Consider the following 21017-nt stretch of genomic DNA (forward strand, 5'->3'; position numbering starts at 1 on the left):
ATCCAGGTTCAAGCGGCGGATATGAATGCCGACCTGTCGATGCCAGCGCCTTCGACAGGTCGGTTTGCATTGTTTCGCTTAGTTGTCGTAACCCAGGTTCGGCGACAACCAACGCTCGGTCACGCTCAAGTCCTGCCCCTTGCGGGCGGTGTAGCTCTGGACCTGGTCCTTGTCGATCTTGCCCACGGCAAAATATTGCGCCTGTGGATGAGCAAAATACCAACCGCTGACCGCTGCCGCCGGGAACATGGCGTAGTGCTCGGTGAGGAATACACCGCTGCGTCCGGCCTTCAGTTCGCTGGCTTCGGGATCGAGCAGGCGGAACAGGGTGGCCTTCTCGGTGTGATCCGGGCAGGCCGGGTAGCCGGGGGCAGGGCGGATGCCGGTGTATTGCTCTTTGATCAGGGCGTCGTTGTCCAAGCTCTCGTCCTTGGCATAACCCCAATGTTCCTTGCGCACCTGCTGGTGCAGCCACTCGGCGCAGGCTTCGGCCAGGCGGTCGGCCAGGGCCTTGACCATGATCGAGTTGTAGTCGTCGCCAGCCTCCTGGTAGGCCTTGGCGACTTCTTCGGCGCCGATGCCAGCTGTGGTGATGAAGCCGCCGACGTAGTCGGTTACGCCGCTGTCCTTCGGCGCGACGAAGTCGGCGAGGGAGAAGTTCGGCTTGCCGTCGGTCTTGATGATCTGCTGGCGCAGGTGATGCAGGCGCGCCAGTGGCTTGCCGTCGTCGCCATAGACTTCCAAGTCATCGTCATGCACTTGATTGGCCGGCCAGAAACCGAACACGGCGCGAGCGCTGATAAGTTTCTCGTCGATCAGCTTGCGCAGCATCGCCCGGGCGTCGGCGTACAACGCGGTGGCCGCTTCGCCGACCACTTCATCGGTGAGGATGCGTGGGTACTTGCCAGCGAGGTCCCAGGAGATGAAGAACGGCGTCCAGTCGATATATTCGGCGAGGACATTGAGGTCAATGTTGTCCAGCACCTTGGCGCCGGTGAAGGTCGGCTTGACCGGCTGGTAGCTGCTCCAGTCGAACTGTGGCTTCTTGGCCACGGCCGCCGGGTAGCTCAAGCGTTCGGTGCGAGCGCTGCGGTTGGACGTACGCTCGCGCACATCGATGTATTCCAGGCGGGTTTTCTCGACGAACGCCGGTTTCAGTTCCTTGGACAGCAACTGGGTCGCCACGCCCACGGCGCGGGAGGCGTCGGTGACGTAGATCACCGCGTCGTTGCTGTACTTGGGCTCGATCTTCACCGCCGTGTGGGCCTTGGAGGTCGTAGCACCGCCGATCATCAGCGGCAGGTGGAAATCCTGGCGCTGCATCTCGCGCGCCACATGCACCATCTCATCCAGGGACGGGGTGATCAGGCCGGACAGGCCGATGATGTCGCATTTCTGCTCCTTGGCCACCTGCAGGATCTTCTCCGCCGGCACCATCACGCCGAGGTCGACGATGTCATAGCCGTTGCAACCGAGCACCACGCCGACGATGTTCTTGCCGATGTCATGGACGTCGCCCTTGACCGTGGCCATCAGGATCTTGCCCTTGGCCTCCGGCTTGTCGCCTTTTTCCGCTTCGATGAACGGGATCAGGTGGGCCACGGCCTGCTTCATCACGCGGGCGGACTTGACCACCTGGGGCAGGAACATTTTGCCGGCGCCAAACAGGTCGCCAACGATGTTCATGCCGGCCATCAGTGGGCCTTCGATGACCTCGATCGGCCGGGCGAACGACAGCCGCGACTCCTCGGTGTCTTCAACGATGTGGGTGGTAATGCCTTTGACCAGCGCATGCTCCAGGCGCTTGTTGACTTCCCAGCCGCGCCACTCCTCGGTTTCCGCTTCCTTGACGCTGCCGTCGCCCTTGTACTTATCGGCGATGGCGAGCAGGGCGTCGGTGCCTTCGGGGGTGCGGTTGAGGATCACGTCCTCCACGGCGTCGCGCAGTTCCACCGGGATCTGGTCGTAGATCTCCAGTTGGCCGGCGTTGACGATGCCCATGGTCAGGCCCGCGCGGATCGCATACAGCAGGAACACCGAGTGGATCGCCTCGCGCACCGGGTTGTTGCCGCGGAACGAGAACGACACGTTGGACACGCCGCCCGAGGTCAGCGCATACGGCAGTTCGTCGCGGATGTAGGCGCAGGCGTTGATGAAGTCCACGGCATAGTTGTTGTGCTCTTCGATGCCGGTGGCGACGGCGAAGATGTTCGGGTCGAAGATGATGTCTTCCGGTGGGAAGCCGACTTCATTGACCAGGATGTCGTAGGAGCGCTTGCAGATTTCTTTCTTGCGCGCTTCGGTGTCGGCCTGGCCGGCTTCGTCGAAGGCCATCACCACCACGGCGGCGCCGTAGCGCTTGCACAGCTTGGCGTGGTGGATGAACTGCTCGACGCCTTCCTTCATGCTGATGGAGTTGACGATGCCCTTGCCCTGGATGCATTTGAGGCCGGCTTCGATCACTTCCCACTTGGAGGAGTCGATCATGATCGGCACGCGGGAAATGTCCGGTTCGCCGGCGATCAGATTGAGGAAGGTCACCATGGCCTTCTTCGAATCGAGCATGCCCTCGTCCATGTTGATGTCGATTACCTGGGCGCCGGCCTCGACTTGTTGCAGCGCCACTTCCAGGGCTTCGGTGTAGTTGTCCTCGCGGATCAACCGGGCGAACTTGGCGGAGCCGGTGATGTTGGTCCGCTCGCCGACGTTGACGAACAGCGAGCTGCGATCGATGGTGAACGGTTCCAGGCCCGACAGGCGGCACGCCCGGGGAATTTCCGGAATCTGCCGTGGCGCATAACCGGCCACGGCCTTGGCGATGGCTTCGATGTGCGCCGGGGTGGTGCCGCAGCAGCCGCCGACAATGTTCAGGAAACCGCTTTGGGCGAACTCTTCGATGACCTTGGCCGTCTCGGCCGGCAGTTCGTCGTATTCACCGAATTCGTTGGGCAGGCCGGCGTTCGGGTGGGCCGATACGTGGGTGCTGGCCTTGTTCGACAGCTCTTCCAGGTAGGGGCGCAGTTCGCTGGCACCGAGGGCGCAGTTCAGGCCCACGGAGATCGGCTTGGCGTGGGCCACGGAGTTCCAGAAGGCTTCGGTGGTCTGGCCGGAGAGGGTGCGGCCGGACGCATCGGTGATGGTGCCGGAGATCATGATCGGCAATTCGACGCCCAGTTCTTCGTAGACCCCTTGCACGGCGAAAATCGCCGCCTTGGCGTTCAGCGTGTCGAAGATGGTTTCGATGAGGATCAGATCGGCGCCGCCTTCGATCAGGCCTTTGGTGGCCTCGGTGTAGTTTTCCACCAATTCATCGAAGGTCACGTTGCGGTAGCCGGGGTTGTTCACGTCCGGCGACAGCGAGCAGGTGCGGCTGGTCGGGCCGAGCACGCCGGCGACGAAGCGCGGCTTGTCCGGGGTTTCCAGGGTCTTGGCATCGGCGACCTTGCGGGCCAGGCGTGCGCCTTCCAGGTTCAGCTCGTAGGCCAGGCCTTGCATGCCGTAGTCGGCCTGGGACACTTGGGTGGCGTTGAAAGTATTGGTTTCGAGGATATCGGCGCCTGCGTCCAGGTAGGCTTTTTCAATGGCGCCGATCACGTCGGGACGGCTGAGCACGAGCAAGTCGTTGTTGCCCTTGACGTCGCTCGGCCAGTCGGCAAAACGCTTGCCGCGGTAGTCCTGCTCTTCCAGCTTGTAGCTCTGGATCATCGTGCCCATGCCGCCGTCGAGGATCAGGATGCGTTCCTTGAGGGCTTGCTGGAGAAGATAAAAGCGAGCGCTGCGATCAGACATAGGACTACCTGGAAAAAAAGACCATTACGAAGGCCGGGATGATAGCAAACCTGTGCAGGATTTGATCATGATGGCTTTTGCATGAATATCGCTCATGTTTGCAAGGGGATGCAATGGGAGAACCTGCTCAACGCCACAGGCGCTCGGGAAAGCCTGGTGGGCCGCTGGCTGTTCGAGCATTGGTTCTTGGCACACGTCTATTTCAAGGACGGCGAGCCGGGACATTTCTATCAATGGGTGCGTTCGCGCACGCCGACCGGCCAACCCATCGACCTGATCAACACCCGTCGTCCGAACGACGACCCCGGCACCGTTTTCCACCTTCGAGGCGATCCCGGCCCAGGCCCGCTATCAGTTCATGCTCGATAACGCCGAAAATTTCGTGCGCACATTCATCCGCGGTCCGGTGTGCCGGGGCCAGATTGCCACGGACTGATCCGCGATAACTTCTGGGCGCTGTTCCAGGCGCCCGAGCACGATCTCTATATCACCGACCCCAATTATCGTGGCCAGGCCACGCCACTGTTGGCGATGCCGCGCCAGAACGAAGACGTGGGCAGCGTCGTCAGCCTGTGGCTCGACTACTGGGACAAGCGAAACGAGTACGAAGCCCTGCGCCGCGACAGTTATGCCGAGCTGCCTACCCTGGCGTACTCAGCAGCTATCCGAATTTCATCTTCAACGTGCCGGCTGCACAAGTGCCGGCGTTCGTCGATGCCATGGAGAGCGCCCCGGATGCGGCAGCGTTCGAGCGGATCGTCGAGCATTGGGGGATTCGCCGCAGTCATCCGCAATTCTGGGAGTATTTCCACGACCTGAGCCGCTATATCCAGCAAACCGACCCCTTGGAAGCGGGCGTGCTGGACATGAATCGCTACCAGAACCTGTGATCGATGAACCCGACGGCGAGCTCTTGCGCCGTCGGGCGCTTTCCTGACAAAAATACTGGGACTTTGTGCAAAGCAATGATTGGCGTAAACTGCCGGCAAGCCTGCGAGGAGTTTCCATGACCGCCATTACCATTACCGATGCCGCCCACGATTACCTGGCTGACCTGCTGTCCAAGCAGAACACCCCGGGAATCGGGATCCGCGTCTTCATCACCCAGCCCGGCACCCAGTACGCAGAGACGTGCATTGCCTACTGCAAGCCGGGAGAAGAAAAACCTGAAGATACCGCGCTGGGGCTCAAGAGCTTCACCGCGTACATCGACTCGTTCAGCGAAGCTTTCCTGGACGATGCGGTAGTCGACTACGCCACCGACCGCATGGGCGGCCAGTTGACCATCAAGGCGCCGAACGCGAAAGTGCCAATGGTCAATGCCGACAGCCCGGTCAACGAGCGCATCAATTATTACCTGCAAACCGAAATCAATCCGGGGCTGGCCAGCCACGGCGGCCAGGTATCGCTGATCGACGTGGTGGAAGACGGCATCGCCGTGCTCCAGTTCGGCGGCGGTTGCCAGGGTTGCGGCCAGGCCGACGTCACCTTGAGGGAAGGCATCGAGCGCACCTTGCTCGAGCGCATCCCGGAGCTCAAGGGTGTACGCGACGTGACCGACCACACGCAGAAAGAAAACGCCTACTACTGATAGGTGTGCGCTGCGAGCAAAAACCGTGGCGCAACGACCCGGAGTTGTGGCGAGGGGATTTATCCCCGCTGGGCTGCGCAGCAGCCCCCAAACCAGGCAACTCGGTGTGTCAGGAAGGTCGAGTTCACTGCTTTTGGGCTGCTGCGCAGCCCAACGGGGATAAATCCCCTCGCCACCGGTTCTTTTGCCGTCTGATTGATTGTTTCAGGGCCGGTAGAGATGCGCATGGCCTGCGCGATACAGCGAAGACTCGCTGAACACATCGTTGCCCAGCACCCGTCCCACCAGAATCAGCGCGGTGCGGCGAAAACCCTTGGCCTGCACCTTCTCGGCAATATCCTCCAGCGTACCCACCACCCAATCCTGATCCGGCCACGTCGCCCGATGAACCACCGCTATCGGACAATCAGCGCCGTAGTGAGGCAGCAGCTCGCCGACGATCTTCTGCAGATGATTGACGCCCAAGTGGATGGCCATCGTCGCCCGGTGTTGCGCCAGGCTGGCGAGTTCCTCGCCGGCGGGCATGGCCGTCTTGTCGGCGTAGCGAGTGAGGATCACACTCTGGGACACGTCGGGCAGCGTCAGTTCGGCACCCAGCAGGGCGGCGCAGGCCGAGGTGGCGGTGACGCCTGGAACGATCTCGAAAGGGATGTCCAGCTCCCGCAGGCAGCGGATCTGCTCGCCGATGGCGCCATACAGTCCTGGATCGCCAGAATGCACCCGAGCCACATCCTGCCCACTGAGATGGGCAGCCTTGATCACCTCGATGATTTGGTCCAGATGCAGCTCGGCGCTGTTGATCACCTGTTCGGCACGATGGCCTTCCAGCACGGCCGTCGGCACCAGGGAACCGGCGTAGATGATCACGGGGCAGCTATGGATCAATCGCTGGCCCTTCACGGTGATCAGTTCCGGGTCGCCGGGGCCGGCGCCGATGAAATAAACGGTCATGACCGGTTCCTGTCGAAAGAGTGGCTTGCATGAGCCGAGCTCATGATCCCGGCGGCGATTATCGAGCGTTACGAAGCGGCCGCCAATGCCAATGTGGCTTGGGGAGCTTTCCGGCGGGTAATTAGCAACGTTGCGGGCGAATCGCCCAATTGATCGGCCAGCGCGAGGGCGGCGCTTTCGGCAACGCCATGGCAGCCCGTACGCTCGAAAGCAATCCGGGAGCGATGGCTGAGTTGCCCTTGATAGCCCGATAACTGTTCGGCAGTGAAGCAAATCAGCGGCAGCGCCAGTTGCTCAGCCAACTTCAGCAGGCCCGGTTCGTTGCACTTGAGTTCGATACTGGCCAGGGCCCGCACCTCATCGAGCTCAATACCGTGGGCCTGCAGCGTCTGGTCGAGCAATGCCCGCAGGGAACTGGCCGGGCAGCCGCGTTGGCAGCCCAGGCCGACCACCAGGATCGGCCCGGCCTTCATGCGTCGTGGTGCGCCTGGCCGCCACGGCGAAACAGCCAGGCGCTGATCAGGCCCAAGGCGAGCCAGAACGCGACGTTGGTCAATTGCGAGGCAATCTTGAACTGACTTTCCAGCGCTTCGGGCGCCAGCATCGAATGAACCTCGGGTTGTGGCGCGCCGATCACGTGGGGCACCAGCAAGGTCGCCAGACCCAGCAGCTTGAGCAGCCAATGCCGACCGAAAACCATCAGCGCGATGCCGACCGCCGTGGACGCCGCCGTGCCGATCCACCACATCTGCCGCTGGGCCAGGTCCGCCGCCGCGGTGCCGGGCAGTTCCGGTGGCAGGCCGAGGGTTGGCGCCAGGACAAAAGTGGCATAACCGGCCAGGCCCCAAAGCAATCCGTGGGACGTACGAGCCGGTGCGCGCAAGGTATACAAACCCGCCAGCATCAGGGCGAAACCCACCGCGACCACCAAATTGCCGCCCGTGGTGGAAAGTACCCGCTGCCAGCCGTCTTCCGGCTCCCAGGCTTCGGCATCGTGGCTGTGGGCCGCGCCTGAGACGTGCTCATGGGCCTCGGCCACCGGAGCCTTTTCGTAGGTTTCGGCCTGCTGGATCAGCGGCGATACCCACAGGCTTTGCAGAAGGGTCAGCAGCAGGGCGGCCAGCAATCCGCTGAAACCGGCGGTCTGGGCGATACGCTTGATCATGTCGGCAGGTCTCAGTGGCACGGGAACGCGGCGCTGTGCCGTGTGTCGTGGGCCGCGTTGTGCACCGCTTCGATGTGGGAGAAACCGGCGAAATAGACCAGGCCCGCACCGAGGACCGAGGCGAAGATCGCTGCGCTCAGGCGCTGGCTCAGGGTGACGGTGCTACTGGTGGTGCGGGCGGTGCTGCTGATGGTCGACATGGCGCTTCCCTCTGGTCTTTTCAGCGGGTAAATCGAGCGCAATGAAAACCCGGGCGAAGGCTTGCCAGGATTCGAACAGCGCCCGCCCACCGCGGGTTTGTTGAGCATGAGTCATGGGCCGGTCTCCGGGCTAACGAGGGGCTGGGCCTTGAGCCTTGCCTGCAAGCATCACCTTCCCATGCGCATGCACAGTGGATTCGACGCTTCGCTCGCTTACCGTTGCGGGGGCAGCACCGGACTGACGTGGCCTTGAAGTAAAGCACACGATTCACCGGTTTCCCGTTTCACCCTGTGAAGGGCACCCATGACAAGTGGTTTGTGTAGCAAACCATACACAGGAAACCATGGGCGAGGATGGAACGTCAACGTTCGCATCAGGTCATGTGGGGCGCCCACCGTCCTCGATCGGGTCCGCTGCGCCAATGCCGGCATGCCCGACACGGATGAAAACTCCCATGGAGTTAGTCGTCTGTAGCCCGGCACGGTTGGCGATACGGTAGAACAGCATGTGTGCGCCGTTGGCGAGCGACTGAAAGACATAATCGGCAATCGTCACGACCGTCGGCAATGCCTGCCCTCCCGGCACATTGAGCGGGTCCGGGGTACGAACCACGGCCATGGCCACCGGTGGAGCGTCCGGACCTCCGCAGAAGACGGTAATCTGGTGTCCGGTTGTCTGACCTTCGTAGACCGGGATGACCACCGGGACCCCGTAGCAGTGCGCTTTCAGGTACGCATTGGTCACGCCCTCATCAGTCAATTCTTCATCGATCACGGCTTTGACCGGTGTCTGACCGTTCAAGGGGACTCGCTTGTCAATGGTAAACGTCACTGCTTCGGACTCATGAAACTCTTCAGCGTCGGTTGTCACCTCAAATTTCACTTTGCTGACGCCTTCTTCCAAATGCTCTTTGCCCAGCGTTATGAAGCGCGGAAAGGTAATCAGGCCTTCCAGCACGAAGGTTGCGACCCGTTCATAAAGCTGTCCGCCTGGCTTGAGTATCCATAGTTGCAAAGTGTCCCTCTGGTTTCCTATGGCCGAACCCGGCCAGGGGCGCTGGATTTGCAGAAGCAGATCGAATTGGGTTGCCCAATCGGGCAAGAGATTTTCTTCGCTGTAATACGGTCCATCCTCGTCCTTGTGGCTGCTCAGGGCGTGGAAGACCTTCAGTGGCTCGAGCTTTTCCATTCCAACCTCCTGACATCCGCTGTGCGGTTTGTCATTGACGGTGTGCGGATATTTTCCCCTCGATTAAATAGCCGGCGGTGCGCTGGCGCTACTGTCAGACCTGACAGGTCATACCCATTTGCAGCCGTTGACTGGCATCCCTGATGGATTGAGATAGGGTTGAGGCTGGACACCGCGCTCACAGGAGAAACACATGCGCTTTTCAGCCTTGACCCAACGCATCACCGGCGATGGCGCCGCCGCCTGGCAGATTCACGACCGGGCGCTGGCCATGCGCGAGCAGGGCAGGGAAGTGTTGTTGCTGTCAGTAGGCGACCCGGATTTCGACACTCCGCCGGCCATCGTCGAAGCCGCCGTCGCCAGCCTCCGCGCCGGCGACACTCACTACTCGGATACCCGTGGCCAGCAAGCCTTGCGCGCCAGCATCGCCCGGCGTCATCAGCAGCGTTGCGGCCAACCGGTCGGCGCCGAACACGTCACGGTGTTGCCCGGTGCTCAATGCGCCGTGTATGCCGTCGCGCAATGTTTGCTCAACCCCGGCGATGAAGTCATCGTCGCCGAGCCGATGTACGTCACCTACGAAGCGGTGTTCGGTGCTTGCGGGGCGACAGTGGTGCCGGTGGCGGTGAGTCCGGAAAACGGCTTCCGGGTCGAGCCGACCGACGTTGCCCGGCTGATCACCCCGCGCACCCGCGCCATGCTGCTCAACAGCCCCAACAATCCCTCCGGTGCCAGCCTGCCGCTGCCGACCTGGCAAGCGCTGGCGCAGCTGTGCATCGACCATGACCTGTGGCTGATCAGCGACGAGGTCTACAGCGACTTGCTCTACGAAGGCGAACACGTCAGCCCGGCCGGGCTGCCGGGCATGGCCGAGCGCACGGTCACCATCAACAGCCTCTCCAAATCCCACGCCATGACCGGTTGGCGCGTCGGCTGGGCCATCGGCCCCGAACCGCTCGCCGAACATCTGGCGAACCTGTCGCTGTGCATGCTGTTCGGCCTGCCGGACTTCGTCCAGCGCGGCGCCCTGGTTGCCCTTGAACGGGATTTGCCTGAGGTGGCGCGGATGCGCGAGGAGTATCGCCAGCGGCGGGACCTGGTGTGCGCCATGCTTGACGACTGCCTGGGCCTCAAACCGGTGCGGCCTGATGGTGGCATGTTTGTGATGGTCGATGTGCGTGAGACCGGTCTGGGGGCGCAGGCATTTGCCGAACGGCTGCTCGACGGGTATGGCGTGTCGGTGTTGGCGGGGGAGGCGTTCGGGCCGAGTGCAGCGGGGCATATCCGGGTTGGGTTAGTGGTGGGGCGGGGGGAGCTGGCACAGGCGTGTGAACGGATTGTTCTATGTGCAACACAATCATTGCGAGATGCGTGAGGCTTCCATCGTTACATGCAACAGTGATGAGGGGGCGTGAGGGCAGTTTCAGTTCGGTTCGCGAACTGGAAAGCTCGATCACCACGTTTCTGGCCCTGCGAAATGCGCAACCGGCTCGAAATGTCTGGAACGCAAAGGGTGAAGAGACCTTGAACAAAGTTCAGCGAGCCCGCGAGGCAATCGCCTCACAGACCGATGGGTAAATTTTTTCGAATACAGCACACTCGTGGTGGTGATCAATGAGCCGCTAGTTTAAAGCCGTTTATGCGGTGATTCTCTTCCTTTTCCTTAATAAGCGCATTTCGTGCGCTCGTTTCATTCTGTTCTCACAAGACCCTGCCTCTGCCTCTGAATGTTGTTAAAGCTCGGATAAGCCGACGGACGGTATGTATACCTGTTATTTCTGACAGTAGGCGAGCTTCGAAAAAAAGTATTGACTAAGTCAACAGTGTTGCACAAACAGATACCTGATCCGAGCCATAAAGACTTGCGAGTTAATACGCGAAAAAGAATGGCGCCCTGATACCTCCATCGCCCATGGGAATGAGGATTTTATAAAATGCCATCATCTAAAAAAGCAAGCAACTCGTCGTCCGATGGCGGCATTCATCTTGTAGAACCCAAGGTTCCGGCGGTCCTGGATCCGGACGATCCCGATGGATTGTTACCTTCCCGGGTATTGGGCCAAGACTTGGAAGTTCAGTTCATGGAGTGGGATTTCGGTGCCCCGGGACGTACGGATAGGGTCGAGTTGGGATTCAGGTTGTCAGGTTTGGATTTTGTGAAGGTGGATGAAAAAGAATATCTCATCACTGACCCGATCAATATCAGCTTTCCTCAATCGTTATATGTTCCGGTGGAGAAGTTAACACCTGATGGCCCTTATGACGTCTCGATTATGGTCTATCGAGGAGGGATCAATCCCGTTGAGTCACCGAAGAAAAGAATCACGATCGATAGAATGCCTCCCGATTTTGGCCGGCAACCGGCCCCTATTATTTTTCCGCCGGATGCGAATGGTTTGATTACGGAGGAATATTTAAACGAGCATGATCAGGAAATGATCGTTGAAGTGCCTTTTTATACCGATGCCAAGGGCAAGGATAGAGCAATTTATTACTGGACCGATACATCGTCACCTTCTGATCTTGAAGTTGAAATCGGCGAACAGGAATTCAGTGAACTTGATGTCAGCAATAAACTATTGCGTGTGACTTATCGCGGGCCTGACATCCGTCCATGGGGTTCCGGGGTGCGATACGCTTATTACCGACTTCGGGACCGGGCCGGTAATACCGGACCTCGATCCATAGTTTCGCCGATAGAGGTCGATTTGACGCCGATACCCGGTACGCTTCCACCCCCACGGGTAGAACTGACGCATGGGTTATTGGACCGGCGGCAGGCGCGGGATTCCGTATGGGTTGAAATTGATCACTACACAGATGCTGATAATGCGCATTGGATTGCTGTGTCATGGGACGGAACCCCGTTACCCGAATTCCAGGTCGATACTGCGAAATTTCCACTCAAAACCCCGATTGAATGGTCAGTGTTAAAGGCCCAAGGTCTGGGACCGCTGCGTGCAAAGGTTGATTACCGGGTTCGAACCACACCGGGTCAGTACACCCCGCCTTCACCGGATATCAGTGTGCCAGTCAATCTGACTATCGCTGGCCAGGATCATGCCGCGGCACCAGGGTTGATCAATGCGGATCTGGAAAGGCTGGAAGTATGGGGGCAGTCACCTATCCCGAATATTTTGACAGGGTTGGATGAAGGGCTGGACGCCACAGTCAAGATAAAACTCTTCGACGATCCGAATCCTGGCGAGAAAATTTGGCTGTACTGGGGGCAGATTAGCCAGCCGGTGGGAATCTATATCGTCCAATCGGATGATGTAGCGGGGCGAGTTATCTCGATCCCCGTGCCGTGGAGTGCAATCGCGCAGGATAAAAACAATCCGGCGCTACCGGTCTATTACATCACCACTAACGGCGTTAACGAGCAACAGTCGCTGATCACTGAAGTCAATGTCATGGTCGAGACAATTCAGGGGTTGCCGGCCCCGACATTTCCAAGTGCTACGGACCAAGGCTACCTGAATTGTTGCTCGCAACCCAGGCTCTGGCAGGGCGTGCGCGTCGCCATTGAAGGCAATGCCCACTTCTCGGCAGGCGATACCGTGCTGGTGACCTGGCAAGGCAGCGAAGGTTTGAATGGAACGTCTCCGATAAGGGGCGTTCGAGGCTCCTTTTCCAAGGTGCTGAGCCTATCCGACGCCACGAATGGTTTTGAAGTGTTAGTCGAGCCCTATGAGTCACTGATTGCTCCAATGGTAAAAGAGGGTTCGGCCAAGGCATTTTATCGGTTGATCAAGGCTGATGGGAAAATAGGTGTTTCTAGGGATGACTTTGTGAAAATCAATCGAACAATGGGTAGCGGAAATATTTGCGGTCCGTTGAATGATATTTGCGGTAAATGATGCAGATTTATGAACGAAGGTTGGAGGCTTGGGCGGCGCGGTCTTATGGCGTCGAGCCAAGGCATAAGGTGTGATGAACGGTTGCTTATCTTGAAAGGCTTGGTATTTGGGTTTCGAGCAAGTGTTCTTTTATTTTAAGTCAACCTAGGCCATTGAGTGAGGGTTCACTCTAACTTGCGGAGTTGATGATAATGCTTGATATAAAGAAATACGAAAATCTCCAAGTCGTTAATAAGGTGTCCGGTGGCTTACATAAAACCCGGCGTCGGAATAACGCCGATGCACCTCCGGAACTACAGGGGTTACTCCCTAATGTTCCGGGGGACGGTGAAAATAAACTGCCGAAGGCATTGCAAGGGGTGACCAATGAAGTATGGTTGAGGGAGGTGCTTTACAGCGAAAACGTGCCTGCTGGTCGTGAGGTTCATATCAGCTTGCGCTGGCAAGGTATTGATGTTGGCAGTGTTCAAAGTTTCACAACACCAATTGATCCTGATAATCTCCCGGCCAAATTCGAGCTTCGTGATACGTTGACGACAACACCAGGAGAACGTAGGTTGTCCTATGTTTCCTATTATCCGGTTCATGGCGCTAATCCGTATTTTGGGCCAGAGATCCGTATCCTGATCGATAGGGAGCCGCCAAACCAAGGATTGCAAGATGTGCCTTTGAGTTTGACTAATGTCAGTGGCTCAGTCATAGATTTGGATTTTTTTGAGAATAATACCACTATTGATATTTCCATTGCTCGTCCGGCGGATCGTGCGACAGGTGATATCGCGCATATATATTTTGGACAAAGTATTCCAGGGGCGCTAGTAGGCTCTACTGTTCCTGCCCTCGACAACTCAAGTGGAGATTTGACCATCAGTATTCCCGCTTCACTGATCCGCGGTCAAGGTGAAGGACAGCGGATGTTTTACTATAATTGGGAGGATCGTGTAGGTAATGTCGGTGTGGAATCTAAGGAGCTGGCCGTTACTGTTTTCCTGACGAGGGCACCTACGAATTTATTACCTCCCGTTGTTCCTGATGCGATTGGTGCGGATAAGCTTGTTAACGTCGCAGTTTCTTTTCCTACCTTGGCGGTGGAAATTGGGCGCTACACGAATTTTGTAGTTAGTGTCGACAAAGTGCAGGTTGAGTTTGATGGGGAAAGACAAATCCCTAGAGACGTGGATGGCAATTGGCCGTTGCTTGTCGAGGTGCCTTATGCCAGCGTGAAGCGCGGTGGAGTTGGCCCTAGAAATGCTCGGGTCACGTACGAGGTTGTACGCAATACTGTGATCGTCCCAGAGCTTATTGGTGAGACTGTCAAGATTGATTTGAACCGGCCGGGTCCTGTGTTCCCCGATCCTGAGGACCCGGAAATTGGTAACCCCAACTTGAATCCCGTCGTCGTCACCGGCAGGGGGCTGCCGCCATCAGGGGATAATAGGCTGGAAATGCAAGACGCCAACTTGGATGCTGATGCAACAGTAACCATTTTCGATGGTTTCAAAGCGGATGATCACGTTCAGTTGTTCTGGAATAAGGTTCTGGTGCCAGCACCTGGCGGCGTCTATGAGGTCGATGGTAGTGAGAGCGCAGGTGATCCCATGGAGTTTGTCATTCCATGGAGCATGATCGAAGAGACATCCAACGGAAATTGGCCTGTTCATTATGTGATAACAAACCCTGCGCAACCTAATCCTAACCCGTCTCTACGTGCGCATGTTTCCGTGCATGTCCTGGCTGTTACGCTACCGCCACCGGTCATCCAGGGTGTTGTCTCCTCGGGAGGCGATGATTATATTGTTTGTGAGACCGTGGTGACCGTTCCAGGGCAGGGGCGAGTAGCTGTTGTCCATGTAAACGGAGGCGCACCTCTGGCAGAGGGACTTGAATTGACTTTCACTTGGAGTGGGGAGCGGCTAAGTGGGCTTGATCCGTTAGAGCCTGATCCGGGCTATACTGTTCCTGGACCCGTGCCGAACTACCCCATCAAGAAAACATTGGTAGGGACAGAGCATCTTTCCGGGTTTAATGTCTATCTACCGTTTGCCGAGGCTCTGTTACCTATTCGTGACGGCAAAGGTTCGATTGTTTATACAGCGATTATCGACGGCGAAGAAGAAACGTCTAGCACTCATGATGTGGAAGTTATTGTTGTTAATGCCAACAATGAACCATGTCCCGTGGTTGCGAACAGTAGAGCAAAGGGTAAAGTTGATCAATAATTATATATAGGCGCGACAAGAGCAGATATTGTGATTTTTCTGCTCTTGTCAGTGCGCCTTGAGGGTTTCAATTGCACTTCGGAATAGCCATCGGAGCGTGTGTTTAGTTTTTATGGGTTGTGAGGCCGACGGTAGAAGTCTCAATGTATGGCGGATGGTCGGATCTGTAGTGGGAATATTCTTGCCTTTTACAGGAAAATTCCTACATACCGCGTCTTCAAATCTCTTTAATCTCCGCGCCCTAATTTGCGCTGTCTCGGACTTGAGCCCGCCACCTATCGACTTTTGAAGGTTTCGCAATGACTGTGACTATCGCCATCATTCCTATACTACGATTTCCGCGGCGGGTGCTCGGCGCACTGGCTTTCACCCCGGTATTGTTCAGCCCGTCGGTGTCGGCATTGACAACCGTCGGCGCCGATGAGACCAAGAATATAGACAGCTCAACGGCCCCAGACACCTATTTGGTAGTGAATGGTGGGGTCCTAAATGCCAGCGGCGCAAACACCCACGAAGTGTTCGTTCAGAGTGGTTCGACCCTCAATGTGGTGGGCGGCACGTTCACCGGTGGTAGCAGTTCTTCCGCCTCGCCGGGCATCACCCTCACCAATAGCCAGGGGGCAATATCAGGCGCGCGGATTACTGGCAATCTCGCTGGGATGGCGGTCAATCGGCAGTTCGGTACGACGACGGGCTCAGCGGTTACCGTGGCCAACAGCAGCATTATTGGCGGAACGGCGGGCGTAATTATTACTGGCGCCAGTACGCTTCAATTGATCAACACTGAAGTCACTGGCACGGGTAGCACCAGTACGGGAATTAACTACCTCGGCGGTAATGTCAATGCGGTCGGCAGCACCATCAGTGGCGGTGCCGCAGGCATCACCATGATCCAGGATGCCGAAGGGGAAGGGGCTGATACCAACCGCCTGGTGTTGGACAGTACCCGTGTAGAGGGCCGTTCAGGCGCAGCCATTAATGTGGGCGACGGACTGGAGGCGAACATCGACATCCTCAACGGTTCGACCCTGACCGGTGGCAACGGCAATATCCTCGAAGTCCAGGGAGCTTCCACCGCCAATGTCAACGTCGTCAACAGCACCCTCACCGGCAATGTCGACGTCACCGGCAACAGCACCGCCAACCTGCGCTTTAACGGCGCTCAAATGACCGGTGATTTCAACGTCGAAGCCGGCAGCACCGGCAACCTGGCCTTGGCCAACGGTTCGCTGTTTAAAGGCAGCCTGACCAATGTCGCTGGCGTGACCATCAACAGCGGTTCCCAGTGGGAAATGACCGCCAGCAACAGCGTCGGCGCGTTGGCGATGGACGGCGGCAGGGTCACCCTGGGCCAGGGCAATAATTTTTATCAGCTGGATGTGGGAACCTTGGCTGGCAACGGTACCTTCGCCATGAACGTGGATTTTGCCACTAACCAGCACGATGTGCTCAATATCACTGGCGTTGCCAGCGGCAATCATTCATTGCTGGTGGCGGGGTCGGGTGTCGATCCAACGTCACCGCAGGAGCTGACCCTGGTCAAAACGGCGGCAGGCGATGCTACCTTTGGCTTGGCCGGTAATCAGGTGGATGTCGGGACTTACTCCTACAAGCTGGCCTCAGCAAGCAATGGTTCAGGCGGGACTGACTGGTTCCTGGACCCTGAAACCGCGACGGTGAGCCCCGGTACCCGAACCGTAATGGCCCTGTTCAACACCGCTCCGACCGTCTGGCTGGGTGAGCTGACCAGTCTGCGCAGCCGCATGGGCGAGTTGCGCTTCAATGGTGGCAAGTCTGGTGCTTGGGGTCGTACCTATGGCAACAAGCACATCGTGGACGCGGCTTCCGGTACCGGTTACAAGCAAACTCAGCAGGGCTTCTCCTTGGGCGCTGATGCACCGCTGCCCACGGGCGATGGACAATGGCTGATTGGCGCCATGGTGGGCCATAGCAACTCAGACCTAGACTTGTCCCGTGGCAGCTCGGGCACCGTGAAAAGCTACTATCTGGGGGCTTACACCACTTGGCTGGACGCGGACACAGGCTACTACTTCGACGGTGTACTCAAGCTCAACCGTTTTCATAACGAGGCGAAAGTCTCCATGAGTGACAGCACCCGTGCCAAGGGCTCTTACAATACCGCCGGCTTGGGCGGTTCGGTGGAGTTCGGACGGCATATCAAGCTGGACAACAACTACTTCATCGAACCCTATACTCAGTTTTCGACGGTGGTGATTCAGAGTCAGGATTATGGCCTGGACAATGGCATGCAGGCCGAAGGCGACCGTACTCGCTCGTTCCTCGGGAAAGTCGGCATGACCGGTGGGCGTAATTTTACCCTGGACGACGGTACGGTGTTGCAGCCCTATGTTCGGCTGGCGATGGCGCATGAGTTTGCCAAGAACAATGAGGTGCAAGTCAATAACAATGTATTCAACAACGACTTGTCGGGTTCGCGCGGTGAGCTGGGCGCCGGTGTAGCCGCGCAACTCAACGAGCGCCTGCAGCTGCATGCTGATTTCGACTATGCCAATGGCAAGAATATCGAAATGCCGTTCGGCGCGAATGTGGGGCTGCGTTATAGCTGGTAAGAATCGTTTTTCGCCGGACGGTCTCAAAAAGAACCCTGCCTTCGTGCAGGGTTTTTTGGTTTGAGGCGGCCCATCACTGGGGTGATATGGGAGATAAAATGCGTCCCTTGCTTCCCAGATCGTTATCAAGCTTTCAGAGGGAAACAAAGAAGCCTTTGCGCGCCACTTCATAACCGAGCATCACGGTACGGTTGATATGGGCTCCGATCACCGAGGCCGGAATGTTGATGATTCCCCCAGCAGGTCGCCGATGACCAACTCAAGCAACCCCGAATAGCGATACCGTCCGGTGAGTTTTTCAAGGACAACATAACGAATCCGGACAATGCTATTGATATTCGGTTCGATATATTTACGCCGAATAGTAAAGTCCAGTGGCTTGCCGGCGCTGACATGGGATATCGGCACCCAATCGCTGGTACTGCCATCTCCGGGATTGCCCTGCCAGTAATAGGTGAGAATATCGTCCTTGGCGGTGCCCAGGTATCCAACGTGTAGCGTCACGCTGCCGGTATGAATTTCCGGGTCCAGTTTATTGTCAGGTGCTTCAATGACCAGCGGCGCAGGAATGTCGGCACGGATGACCTGGACTTGCGCGTCGAGGAAGTCGGACTCCCTGACGTCATACACCACTGCGTCATCATTGGAGACCCAGTAGCCCAGTCTCAGGGTGCCTCCCCTCAGTACCGCGATATGTTCACCGGGCACGGACATTACAATGTCCGTGCCGACTTGATTGTCGCTGACTGGATGCTCGTCTTCATGTAAATACGGGCCACCATTGTTGGCCTTTTCACCCAGCCAGACCAGTTTGAGATGGTCGCCACCCTTCATTCCCGGATAAGCATGGATGATCACAGTGGCGAAGGGCAGGTCCGGTTCGAGGGTGTCGCCAATCAGCTCTATCAGCGTCGGCGCCGGTAGAGAGGATACCTGCCCCTCGACGATTGCAAAGGCATGTTTGGACGACAGGGGAGGGGCGCCGTTGGCTTTTTCCAGTATATAGAAAGCATCGCCCTTACCGCCTGACAGGGCGCGGATTTCAGCGTTGGGGATCTCGAATTCATAGATGTAGGGCAGGTTGTCGATAACTTTGGATTGACGGTTTTCGAAGGGCAGGCCGATCACTGGAGTACCGATCCAGACCATATTCAACGTGTCGTTCAAGGCAAAATCAGGTGCGCTCGCCCAAATCTGAATCGTTACCGGCTGTTTGCCCAGCGTCGGCAAATCGATAGTGCCGCCGGAAGCTTCCTTGATGATGGGCTCAGGTAGTCGGGCGGCCCCGGCGTTTACTTGCACATAAGTGCGCAAGGAATATTTTTCCGCGTAGTTCCAGACCAGATCGAACACCATGTAGTGCACCAGCAGCCTGTCACTGTCCCCGCCGGCCAGAATCGTTCGTTGGTCGATTCTTATGAAAATCGAGTCGGTGGTGTTGGCTTCATCAGGAGTCACCTCGCGGTATACAAAGGCGCTGCCCCAGGCCAACTGAATGGTGTCGTGGGCCGCTCGACCCGGATAATGCATGATTTCTAGATCGAAGCCGTCCTTTGCTGAGCCGGCGTCGACGCCATTATCGATCACATCCTGAGGGGGCTTCGGAGCCTTCAGTTCCGAGTGTCCTGGGTTGTTAGGTTCTTTGTCCTTGCCGCCGGGTCGATCCAATTTGACACGCAGACGCTGGGGTTTGGATTCGTCGCTGGGCACAGCTTCGCCTACGGGGGTCATTTTGAAATGGAAATTCTCGCCCCAGCGGGCGGCGATTTTTTCATGAGGCAACCACAGAAACATGCGTTCGTTGACCTCACCCTCCCCAACAGTCTCCTCGGCGATTTTTTCATCATTCAGGTAGACCTCGGCACGGTCACCTGCTGCTTGGTCGCCCCAAGGGTCGATCACACAAAGTGCATCCTTGGGCGGGTCTTCGGTCTGGGGGGGGACCGCAGGGTTGAAAACAATATCGCGATTGATCCCGTAGTCGGCATCGTTTACCGGACTGGTCCAACCGGGGATGAACAGACCTTTAAGTACCAGGGGGGCTTGATAAGGGGCCAGGGGAGGCAGTAGCCAAGGCATGAACCGGGTCATGAGAAATGTCCAGTTGATGTTTGAGGAAACCCTAATTTGATCGCTGCTCGAAGACTTGCCTACTGTCAACTCTGACAGTAGCCACACCTCGATTTCAGGCATTGAATAACCCCAGACCTCATCCGACTGGGACCTTGCCATGGACACTGCCGACAACACCCCCCGCATACTTCCAAAACTGGAGGTCCCCGAGGGCGGCCCGGCGTATCCGCCGGCTCCTGAAAACAGCGTCGGCATCAACATTGCCGCCGCCCGCGAAGTTTTTCCCCACGACGGGCTGCGGGTGATTCTACCGCCTTGGCCAAACATGGGCCGGGGCGATGCCTATAGGATCAAGCTAGGTTCTCAACCGGTTGTGCCGGGCTCTATCACTGAACAAACCGAAGTAGGCCAGCCGGTCATACAGCATATCCTGGCAGACATGCTGATCGATGGAGACGTTGCCCTGAGCTACGAGGTGAAAAAACTCGATGCCTCCACTTACGAGCCTTCGGTGGAGACGGATCTCCACATCAAGATCGAATTTGCCCCACCCGGTGGCCGGGACCAGAATGGCGATACGCCCGGTCACTCCGAACTGAAACTGACGATTCCTGTCGAGTTCCTGCCACCCGGCGCGGTGGATAAAGACGCCGCTGCCGCAGGCGTCCCGGTGACCATCGAGCCGTACCCAATCATGGCCGAGGGAGACCGGATCAAGCTGTCCTGGGGTGGTGAACTCATTTGGAAGACGGTAGAAGCGCAGCACCTGCCGCCACAATCTGCGCCCCTGGTCATCACCGTTGACGAAGCCACCATCCTCAGGGCCGGGGATACTGATAGCAATGGCCTGGCGGTGGTCTTTGAAGTGTATGACCGGGTGGACAACAAGTCCGACGACTGGAGTGCCGAAGTGCGGGTGATTATCGACACCGGCAACTCGCGTCTCGGGGCACCGTTGATCGCGGAGGCGATCAACCTGGTGTTGGACATGGACAAGCTCGGTGAGGCGGACCTGACCTTCCAGTTAGACACTAGAGGGCCCGACATCCTTGTAGGCGATCAGGTCGAGATGCGTTTAATGGGCACAACGGCGGAGGGTGAAAAAGTCGAGGTGGTCTATACGCCGGAACCGGTCGTCAACGCCGAAGGCTTCATGTCATTCAAACGCCCCAGCGCCGAGGTCCGGCAACTGGCCGGTGGTCCCCATGCGGCTTTTTCCTACCGGCTGATCAAGGCGGATGGCAGTGCTGACCTGTTCTCCAAAATATTCTCCCCAAGGGTCGTGGGCCGGGCCAATCCCCTGGCGGCGCCGATCCCGCTGGACGAGATCGCCGGCACGCTCGACCCGCAACTGCCGAGCACAACGATCGAGATTGCGCTGGATCCGGC

General features: G+C 57.8%; 15 protein-coding genes, 3 pseudogenes and 1 riboswitch. Of the genes and pseudogenes, 11 read left to right on the plus strand and 7 right to left on the minus strand.

Annotation, left to right across the window (positions count from 1 at the left end; all coding sequences use genetic code 11):
- Nucleotides 1-78: 78 nt before the first annotated feature.
- A complete protein-coding gene (metH, locus tag HU806_RS24340) occupies nucleotides 79-3789 on the minus strand; it encodes a methionine synthase (RefSeq protein ID WP_186615242.1) in 3711 nt (1236 codons plus the stop codon).
- An 81-nt stretch (nucleotides 3790-3870) separates the two neighbouring features.
- Between metH and HU806_RS26575 the strand changes: the two genes are divergently transcribed.
- The 5 genes and pseudogenes from HU806_RS26575 to nfuA all read left to right on the plus strand — a co-directional run bounded on the left by HU806_RS26575 (nucleotide 3871) and on the right by nfuA (nucleotide 5380).
- Nucleotides 3871-4158: a fatty acid cis/trans isomerase gene (locus HU806_RS26575; protein WP_238350233.1), complete on the plus strand. Its 288-nt coding sequence runs from the start codon at nucleotides 3871-3873 to the stop codon at nucleotides 4156-4158.
- Nucleotides 4121-4225, plus strand: coding sequence for a fatty acid cis/trans isomerase (locus tag HU806_RS26685; RefSeq protein ID WP_346657193.1), 105 nt, complete (start codon nucleotides 4121-4123; stop codon nucleotides 4223-4225). The genes HU806_RS26575 and HU806_RS26685 overlap by 38 nt, the downstream gene beginning before the upstream one ends.
- Nucleotides 4198-4298: pseudogene (locus HU806_RS26935) on the plus strand (hypothetical protein); the annotation flags it as partial. The gene HU806_RS26685 and the pseudogene HU806_RS26935, both read left to right, overlap by 28 nt.
- Nucleotides 4299-4361: 63 nt before the next feature.
- The gene (locus HU806_RS26580) at nucleotides 4362-4679 is read left to right on the plus strand and encodes a fatty acid cis/trans isomerase (RefSeq protein WP_346657192.1); all 318 of its coding nucleotides are present in this window, start codon (nucleotides 4362-4364) and stop codon (nucleotides 4677-4679) included.
- Between the two features lie 116 nt (nucleotides 4680-4795).
- Entirely contained in the window at nucleotides 4796-5380 is a 585-nt protein-coding gene (nfuA, locus tag HU806_RS24350) for a Fe-S biogenesis protein NfuA (RefSeq protein ID WP_135844710.1), read from the plus strand.
- 204 nt (nucleotides 5381-5584) lie between these two features.
- Here the strand turns inward: nfuA and cobM are convergent, their stop codons facing one another.
- The 5 genes from cobM to HU806_RS24375 all read right to left on the minus strand — a co-directional run bounded on the left by cobM (nucleotide 5585) and on the right by HU806_RS24375 (nucleotide 8885).
- Nucleotides 5585-6331, minus strand: coding sequence for a precorrin-4 C(11)-methyltransferase (gene cobM / locus HU806_RS24355; RefSeq protein WP_186615244.1), 747 nt, complete (start codon nucleotides 6329-6331; stop codon nucleotides 5585-5587).
- Between the two features lie 68 nt (nucleotides 6332-6399).
- Nucleotides 6400-6804, minus strand: a complete 405-nt coding sequence (locus HU806_RS24360) for a cobalamin biosynthesis protein (protein ID WP_186615246.1) — start codon at nucleotides 6802-6804, stop codon at nucleotides 6400-6402.
- The gene (locus tag HU806_RS24365; protein ID WP_186615248.1) at nucleotides 6801-7496 is read right to left on the minus strand and encodes a CbtA family protein; all 696 of its coding nucleotides are present in this window, start codon (nucleotides 7494-7496) and stop codon (nucleotides 6801-6803) included. The genes HU806_RS24360 and HU806_RS24365 overlap by 4 nt, the downstream gene beginning before the upstream one ends.
- A gap of 11 nt (nucleotides 7497-7507) precedes the next feature.
- Nucleotides 7508-7696 (minus strand): CbtB domain-containing protein, encoded by a 189-nt coding sequence (locus HU806_RS24370; protein ID WP_186615250.1) that lies wholly within the window; start codon nucleotides 7694-7696, stop codon nucleotides 7508-7510.
- 99 nt (nucleotides 7697-7795) lie between these two features.
- Nucleotides 7796-8017, minus strand: a riboswitch (cobalamin riboswitch).
- Nucleotides 8018-8075: 58 nt separating this feature from the next.
- A complete protein-coding gene (locus HU806_RS24375) occupies nucleotides 8076-8885 on the minus strand; it encodes a hypothetical protein (RefSeq protein ID WP_186615252.1) in 810 nt (269 codons plus the stop codon).
- A 193-nt stretch (nucleotides 8886-9078) separates the two neighbouring features.
- Here HU806_RS24375 and HU806_RS24380 point away from each other — a divergent pair, with 193 nt between their 5' ends.
- The 5 genes and pseudogenes from HU806_RS24380 (at nucleotide 9079) to HU806_RS24400 (ending at nucleotide 17555) form a co-directional block, all read left to right on the plus strand.
- A complete protein-coding gene (locus tag HU806_RS24380) occupies nucleotides 9079-10260 on the plus strand; it encodes a pyridoxal phosphate-dependent aminotransferase (protein WP_186615254.1) in 1182 nt (393 codons plus the stop codon).
- A gap of 35 nt (nucleotides 10261-10295) precedes the next feature.
- Nucleotides 10296-10463: pseudogene (locus HU806_RS24385) on the plus strand (IS630 family transposase); the annotation flags it as partial.
- A gap of 356 nt (nucleotides 10464-10819) precedes the next feature.
- Entirely contained in the window at nucleotides 10820-12745 is a 1926-nt protein-coding gene (locus HU806_RS24390; RefSeq protein WP_186615256.1) for a hypothetical protein, read from the plus strand.
- 185 nt (nucleotides 12746-12930) lie between these two features.
- Nucleotides 12931-14964, plus strand: a complete 2034-nt coding sequence (locus tag HU806_RS24395) for a hypothetical protein (RefSeq protein WP_186615258.1) — start codon at nucleotides 12931-12933, stop codon at nucleotides 14962-14964.
- Between the two features lie 299 nt (nucleotides 14965-15263).
- Nucleotides 15264-17555, plus strand: a complete 2292-nt coding sequence (locus tag HU806_RS24400; RefSeq protein WP_186615260.1) for an autotransporter outer membrane beta-barrel domain-containing protein — start codon at nucleotides 15264-15266, stop codon at nucleotides 17553-17555.
- A 207-nt stretch (nucleotides 17556-17762) separates the two neighbouring features.
- Here HU806_RS24400 and HU806_RS24405 read toward each other — a convergent pair whose 3' ends face one another.
- On the minus strand, nucleotides 17763-19748 hold the full coding sequence (locus tag HU806_RS24405) for a hypothetical protein (protein ID WP_186615262.1): 1986 nt from the start codon (nucleotides 19746-19748) through the stop codon (nucleotides 17763-17765).
- Nucleotides 19749-19785: 37 nt separating this feature from the next.
- Here HU806_RS24405 and HU806_RS24410 point away from each other — a divergent pair.
- Nucleotides 19786-21017 (plus strand): annotated as a pseudogene (locus tag HU806_RS24410) (hypothetical protein); the annotation flags it as partial.

Source organism: Pseudomonas sp. SWRI154 (assembly GCF_014268645.1).
Lineage (GTDB): Bacteria > Pseudomonadota > Gammaproteobacteria > Pseudomonadales > Pseudomonadaceae > Aquipseudomonas > Aquipseudomonas marvdashtae.

What these genes read in the sequence shown, in the direction of transcription:
- HU806_RS24405 (WP_186615262.1), bottom strand. Translation starts at nt 19,748, where the DNA reads ATGCCTGAAATCGAGGTGTGGCTACTGTCAGAGTTGACAGTAGGCAAG.
- HU806_RS24380 (WP_186615254.1), top strand. Translation starts at nt 9,079, where the DNA reads ATGCGCTTTTCAGCCTTGACCCAACGCATCACCGGCGATGGCGCCGCC.
- nfuA (WP_135844710.1), top strand. Translation starts at nt 4,796, where the DNA reads ATGACCGCCATTACCATTACCGATGCCGCCCACGATTACCTGGCTGAC.
- HU806_RS24390 (WP_186615256.1), top strand. Translation starts at nt 10,820, where the DNA reads ATGCCATCATCTAAAAAAGCAAGCAACTCGTCGTCCGATGGCGGCATT.
- cobM (WP_186615244.1), bottom strand. Translation starts at nt 6,331, where the DNA reads ATGACCGTTTATTTCATCGGCGCCGGCCCCGGCGACCCGGAACTGATC.
- HU806_RS24360 (WP_186615246.1), bottom strand. Translation starts at nt 6,804, where the DNA reads ATGAAGGCCGGGCCGATCCTGGTGGTCGGCCTGGGCTGCCAACGCGGC.
- metH (WP_186615242.1), bottom strand. Translation starts at nt 3,789, where the DNA reads ATGTCTGATCGCAGCGCTCGCTTTTATCTTCTCCAGCAAGCCCTCAAG.
- HU806_RS24400 (WP_186615260.1), top strand. Translation starts at nt 15,264, where the DNA reads ATGACTGTGACTATCGCCATCATTCCTATACTACGATTTCCGCGGCGG.
- HU806_RS24375 (WP_186615252.1), bottom strand. Translation starts at nt 8,885, where the DNA reads ATGGAAAAGCTCGAGCCACTGAAGGTCTTCCACGCCCTGAGCAGCCAC.
- HU806_RS24365 (WP_186615248.1), bottom strand. Translation starts at nt 7,496, where the DNA reads ATGATCAAGCGTATCGCCCAGACCGCCGGTTTCAGCGGATTGCTGGCC.
- HU806_RS24395 (WP_186615258.1), top strand. Translation starts at nt 12,931, where the DNA reads ATGATAATGCTTGATATAAAGAAATACGAAAATCTCCAAGTCGTTAAT.
- HU806_RS26575 (WP_238350233.1), top strand. Translation starts at nt 3,871, where the DNA reads ATGAATATCGCTCATGTTTGCAAGGGGATGCAATGGGAGAACCTGCTC.
- HU806_RS24370 (WP_186615250.1), bottom strand. Translation starts at nt 7,696, where the DNA reads ATGTCGACCATCAGCAGCACCGCCCGCACCACCAGTAGCACCGTCACC.